The sequence below is a fragment of the Clostridioides sp. ZZV15-6597 genome (genome assembly GCF_020657815.1).
Classification (GTDB): domain Bacteria; phylum Bacillota; class Clostridia; order Peptostreptococcales; family Peptostreptococcaceae; genus Clostridioides.
Genome location: NZ_JAGWCT010000246.1, coordinates 1 through 551 on the forward strand (window position 1 = coordinate 1; position 551 = coordinate 551).

Sequence of the window (551 nt, forward strand, 5' to 3'; positions counted from 1 at the left end):
AATGACAGCATCACATTATAAATTAGATAACTTAATTGCATTTGTTGACTTAAATGGATTACAAATAGATGGTTCTAATGAAGAAGTAATGAATGTTAGTCCAGTAGATGACAAATTTAAATCTTTTGGATGGAATGTAATAGTAATAAATGGACATTGTTTTGATGAAATAGGAAATGCAATAGATGAAGCTAAAAAAGTTACAGGAAAACCAACAGTAATAATAGCGAAGACTGTAAAAGGTAAAGGTGTTTCATTTATGGAAAACAATGCTGCATGGCATGGAACAGCTCCAAATGCAGAACAAGCAGAACAAGCACTGAAAGATTTAGAAGGAGGTCTATAGGAATGGGAATAGCAACTAGAGAAGCTTACGGACAAGTATTAAAAGAACTTGCAGAAAATAAAGATATAGTAGTATTGGATGCAGACTTAGGAAAAGCTACAAAAAGTATATCATTTAAAGAAGTTGCCCCAGATAGATTTTTTGATATGGGGATAGCAGAAGGTGACATGATTGGTACAGCAGCAGGTCTTGCTACTTGTGGAAA

The 551-nt window shown here is 33.6% G+C and carries 2 pseudogenes; both read left to right on the plus strand.

What is annotated here, in order from left to right:
• Window positions 1–346, plus strand: a pseudogene (locus KGF52_RS21105) (transketolase); the annotation flags it as partial.
• A gap of 2 nt (window positions 347–348) precedes the next feature.
• Window positions 349–551 (plus strand): annotated as a pseudogene (locus KGF52_RS21110) (transketolase family protein); the annotation flags it as partial.